Below are 4,915 nucleotides of genomic sequence, written 5' to 3'. Positions count from 1 at the left end.
GGTGCGTTTTTTGGGGTTAAAATAAAGCTTTCTGGCATAACCGAGCGGGCATAAAAATAGTGGCGGCCTTCTTGATTATCAAATAATTTTTCACCGCTTCGATAAGCAGCACTGGCAATGGCACTTCGTCCTTTACCGGCACTAATATTACTAAAACTCATATGAAATATTGCCATATCAGTCACCTTCTCACTTTGATTCTATGGGTTTGATTTTGTTGTCGCCATCGGCGACTTCTAATACAGGTTTTAATGGGTTTAGCACAACGTCATCTTTGATGACGTGTAAGTGCGCATTGACCTCGTTTCACTCGGCCTGCTGATTCCCATAAATTTACTTCTAGTGTATGCCTTCCGCTTTGCTATTTCAACTTTTATCCTTTGACTTAACGTTTCATATATGATATAGTTTCGGTGATTATTTCTAATATGATTGGAGAGATCGTTATGTCTCAAAGCAACTTAGAAAAACAAGAAGCTAAATTAAAACAGCTTAACAAAAAAATTAAAGAAGAAAAATATAAAATTGAACAAAACCTCGGTAAGCAAATCATTAGATCAGCCAATTTGGATTATGGGACACTTACCACTCCGCAAATTAAAATGATTGCTAAAAAAGTTGCCGCCTTTTTAAATCAATCTCAAAATAACCAATAATAGTTAGGTGGTAATGACTATGCCTAATCAATATGAAAAATTAGTTAAACAACAAGCGCGTTTAAAACAAAAAATTGAGCGAGAAGATTTTAAATTACGGCAATCTAAATACTATGAAAATCGGCAAGCCCGCAAAGCCCGTTCTCGCCGATTAATTCAAAAAGGGGCTTTGCTCGAAAAATACTTTCAAGCTGATAACCTTTCGGTCGAACAAACCGAAGATCTTTTAAAAATATTTGCTAATTATGTTAATGCTCATAAACCGGATAAATTAAAAAACGATCAACCTAATAACTAGGCCGATCGTTTTTATTTTCAGGATTGTGTTTAGCAAAGTCTTTTAACTGTTTTTGAATTCTTTGTGTAAGCTCTGCTTTACTTTCTTTGTGCTTCCTTTTACTTGATCGCTGTTGAATTATCTTTTGACCCTTACCTCTTCTTTTTGATTTTAGGTCAAGCGTAAAATCTGAAATTTTATTTTGATCTAGCTTACTTAAATGACCGATTTCTTTAAAGTTTAAACCGGCTTTGGGAAAGCGATAAATATTACCAAGATCGACCCAGGAAGGTTTCTTCAACCCAGCGGATTGCCAATCTTGAATCGGATAATATTGTTGCTTGATATAAGCCGACTTCTTTTCATACTGACTAGTAATTTTAAAAGCCTCGACCGTCTGTTCTGATACCCGACGAATTAAAACTGGCCGAGACTTGCCACCGTTAGTTTCTACAAAACTAACGTATAGGCTGACTAAGTCATTAGTCCTCATCTGGATCGTTGAGCCAATCAGCGACCTCTTTAGCGTCTTTGAACTCGGTGACTGGTGTCCCTTCGGTCGCCTTTAAAAAGCGTAAATTAGCTCTTTCTTCTTCGCTTAAAGACGCATTAAAAGGTAAAGCACCATTAGCAACAATCCGCTTGTAAAACATGTTAATGGCCGTGGTTGGATTTAAGCCCAATTCGCTTAAAACTGCTTCGGTATCATCGGCCAAATCTTTATCAATCTTGACTTGGACCCGTTTCTTTTCCTTAACTGCCATGATTGTCTCATCTCCTTTCTTTTACTACTACCATTATACTACCTTTTGAGTACCTTATCAATAGATAAAGCCCTGGCCTCAAATCACTTGAGCTTGGCGTTGATCTAAAGGCTGAACTTTTGAGCTAGTTAGCCTGGTTAGCTCTGGCGTTCATTTAAAAGCCCCTATTCTTATGTTTAAGCCATTTAAATCTAACTTAAGTATAAATATGTTAGTAAATCTTAGAACTGCTTAGAAAGGATTTTGTAGCCTTTTAGGACTAGTAGTACAACCCACTGTTATCGTTGTCGGCCGACTTTTCTTCTTCGGGGTGTTTGGCCGCATATTCTCTAGCCGCTTGTTTATTCCACCAAATGCCAAGCAGGTTCTGCATAGTACCGTATAAGTAGTTCTCCACGTTCTTGATATGCTTCTCATCGCTTCTTAGGGCGTTAAAGTAGCGTCTTAAGGCTTTAGTCATTAAAGGTTTCAGTTCCTCATCATCAAGTGGGATTATGACACCAATATCTTTGTGATCTTTCTCAACTCGGTACTTAGCATTTAAGATAATGCCAATGAAGCGCCGCATTTGTTGTGGGGTACGGCACCAAAAACTAAGTAGTTGCACGGCTTCTGGTTCTAAGAAAACCGGTAAGCCACTGTCTTCATCAGTTAAGAAGTCATTAGCATGTTTTACTAAATCCCGATTTTGGGCTTCAATTTCAGCTGGTGAGAAATTGGCTGTGGAAAAGTTGGATAAATGCTTTGAATACTATGATGTTAAACCAGACAGCGACAAAGCTGTTGACTACGCCAAAGCCCTGCGAGAATGCTACGAAAAAATGACTAAATAACCAAGTGGTATAATTGTGAAAGTTTTGAAAAAACAAAAAAGAGAATCCCTATCTAACAAGATTCTCTTTTTGTGTACGGCTGATTTTTCACAAGCCTATTTTTTGGCGATTTCATAAATTTTTACTTGTTTTTTCTAAAAGCAAGCCAGTAAAAGAGTTACAGCATAAAAAATTTTTTCGTGCTATAATTAAGGCATCAACATAACTTGAAAGAAAAAAGAAGCCTTTTCGGAGAATTTCCGGAAGGGCTTCTTTAACTTCACATAATGCACATTAAACGAAGTTGTTAGAGCCGCAAGGCTTTACAGCGCTAAGAACAACAAGTCGTACACAATTGACAAAACCTATTAAATCAAGCTTTTTATTTTTGCGTACTTGGAAAATTCACAAAGTGTTACGGCTAATGAAATTCCAGATTTCAAAAGCTCGTGAGAATCAAAAAAGAGATTGAAAATTAATTCAATCTCTTTTTTGATTAGATAAAATTATATTTAATTTAAGCAAAATAAAAGACGGTCAAATGACCGCCCACGCCTGCATGACCAAAGTCACGTTAGCATTACTCTTTTTCTCATTTGTGTTCTTCTAGATGAATTGCATTTAGTTCTACATGAACTAAATCAGTTTGATAAGTAGTTGAACCTAGCTACTGGCAGTTGTATAGTCGGTAGCTTTTTTACTTCCAAAAAAGTACCAAAAATAGTCATTGCTGTTTTACTTGAAATAAACATTAAATCCAATAACCAATAATGAATCAATAATATAAATTATTGATAACACAGGAAACCATTTAAATATCAACATAATAATTAGAACAACTGCTAAAACGATAGTAGTCATTCTTAATTGTGGAAACCATGAAAGAATAGGTAACACAATCAGTAAAATAGCTTCTAACACTACCAAAATTTTTAATATTACATCCGCTTTAGTTACGAGATTAGGAAAAGAAGGTAGTGCTTGTAATAGCAAGAAACAAGAACAAATAATACCTGCTATTAAAAGAGTTATATTTAAATTTTTTTTCATCATACCACCTGATTAATATCTTGTAATTTTATGTATACATGATGGTTTAAATGAGCCTTTAAACCAATCGGAAGCGAGATCATGAGGTTTAACAATAGTACCACCATAACAGATAAGCAACCAATATTCTATTTAGATTCCTCTGACGATACTTCTGAATCTGGAACATTTTCTACATTGACGTCTTCATCATCATGCAAACTTGAATACCCATCGCTTGTATTTTGCAAATCTCGACGCATCAAAATGTCTTGAATTGCAGCTTGCTCCTTTTCTTTCTGATCAGCTTTTAACCAAGATGAAATCTGAAAAACATCTACTAACATCCAAATCCCCGTAATTATAAATCCAAGACCGAAAAACCATACTGTTAACCAAAATATCAATGTCATAGCTACAGCACTACCAGTTTTACCAAAATAATATCTATGACCACCCATAAAGCCTGTAAACCACCATAACAGATAAGCAACCAATATATATCTATGATTATATATCTATGATATATTGCAGATATATTGCAGAAACTACTGCTTTTTTTAATGAAATATTTAATAAGCAATAAAGTTGTCCGTAATTAATCTTAAATTTAAGAGCCAGGCTTATTTTCTACAATCTATTTTTCAAAAATATGAATCTTTTTTAATTTAGACATAATAACCCCCCGAAATTCGAATATGAATTTCGGGGGGCACTACAAATAAAATTATTTTTTTACTTTTTAGAATTTTTTCTTTTGTCTTCAAATTCAAAAAACAAATTATAAATAAAACTGAATATTAATGCTGTAATAAATACATGATATAACTCAAAATTACGTTTAAAAATAAAATCTAAAATATATGAAATTAATACAAAGATAATAGTAAATACTAAAGTGTAACCAATTAATCTTTTAAACATTTTATAAATTCCCTCACCCTCAAAAAAGCCTATTCCACCAATGTAATTTTTTACTATTTTTCCCTAAGCTGAAACTGCTTCTATTTTATCATGTGCATCTTTATCATGTGCATCTTCAAATAACTTCTCCTTTTTCTGATTATCTAACCTAGCCCTCAAAATTTCACCTTTCAAAAAATCAATAGTCTTAGCTTGATCCTCAATTTGCTGATCTTTTTTTCAAGTTGTTTCTTAAAATATTTCTAAAACAGTAACAGAAATACCAGCATTGTTTTCTTTTTTATTCTTTTAAATCCGTTTCTTTTGTTGTTCATCCTCTATTTCTAAAACAATTTAAAAACAAACAATTAAACCAAACTCGCACCACCAAATAAAAAATAAACTTGAAAAAACAAGCAAAGTAACCCAAACTCAATTGAGCCAGAAGGAGTTCAGAGGAGAGTTAACGCCCTG

7 protein-coding genes and 1 pseudogene are annotated in these 4,915 nt (G+C 33.9%); 2 read left to right on the top strand and 6 right to left on the bottom strand.

Features of this window, described 5'->3' with window-relative positions:
- Window positions 1-185 (bottom strand): MobA/MobL family protein (locus BLP58_RS11440; RefSeq protein ID WP_176752304.1); only part of this gene is annotated, 185 nt, incomplete at its 3' end.
- A 261-nt stretch (window positions 186-446) separates the two neighbouring features.
- Between BLP58_RS11440 and BLP58_RS11435 the strand changes: the two genes are divergently transcribed.
- Together BLP58_RS11435 and BLP58_RS11430 are read left to right on the top strand one after the other, a co-directional pair.
- Window positions 447-656, top strand: a complete 210-nt coding sequence (locus BLP58_RS11435) for a hypothetical protein (RefSeq protein ID WP_025084233.1) — start codon at window positions 447-449, stop codon at window positions 654-656.
- 19 nt (window positions 657-675) lie between these two features.
- On the top strand, window positions 676-954 hold the full coding sequence (locus tag BLP58_RS11430; RefSeq protein ID WP_013855383.1) for a hypothetical protein: 279 nt from the start codon (window positions 676-678) through the stop codon (window positions 952-954).
- Here the strand turns inward: BLP58_RS11430 and BLP58_RS11425 are convergent.
- The 5 genes and pseudogenes from BLP58_RS11425 to BLP58_RS11405 all read right to left on the bottom strand — a co-directional run bounded on the left by BLP58_RS11425 (window position 944) and on the right by BLP58_RS11405 (window position 3,999).
- Entirely contained in the window at window positions 944-1,426 is a 483-nt protein-coding gene (locus tag BLP58_RS11425; protein ID WP_013855382.1) for a hypothetical protein, read from the bottom strand. The two genes, BLP58_RS11430 and BLP58_RS11425, sit on opposite strands and share 11 nt — an antisense overlap.
- On the bottom strand, window positions 1,416-1,697 hold the full coding sequence (locus BLP58_RS11420) for a type II toxin-antitoxin system RelB/DinJ family antitoxin (protein WP_002819873.1): 282 nt from the start codon (window positions 1,695-1,697) through the stop codon (window positions 1,416-1,418). The genes BLP58_RS11425 and BLP58_RS11420 overlap by 11 nt, the downstream gene beginning before the upstream one ends.
- A 259-nt stretch (window positions 1,698-1,956) precedes the next feature.
- A pseudogene (locus BLP58_RS11415) lies at window positions 1,957-2,430 on the bottom strand (replication initiator protein A); the annotation flags it as partial.
- Window positions 2,431-3,244: 814 nt separating this feature from the next.
- Complete coding sequence (locus BLP58_RS11410; RefSeq protein WP_025084232.1) at window positions 3,245-3,562, bottom strand: hypothetical protein; 318 nt, start codon at window positions 3,560-3,562, stop codon at window positions 3,245-3,247.
- 125 nt (window positions 3,563-3,687) lie between these two features.
- Complete coding sequence (locus tag BLP58_RS11405; protein ID WP_013855377.1) at window positions 3,688-3,999, bottom strand: TM2 domain-containing protein; 312 nt, start codon at window positions 3,997-3,999, stop codon at window positions 3,688-3,690.
- Between the last annotated feature and the right edge of the window lie 916 nt (window positions 4,000-4,915).

The organism is Lactobacillus kefiranofaciens (assembly GCF_900103655.1).
GTDB lineage: Bacteria > Bacillota > Bacilli > Lactobacillales > Lactobacillaceae > Lactobacillus > Lactobacillus kefiranofaciens.
This window is presented reverse-complemented; position numbering and strand designations above follow the sequence as displayed.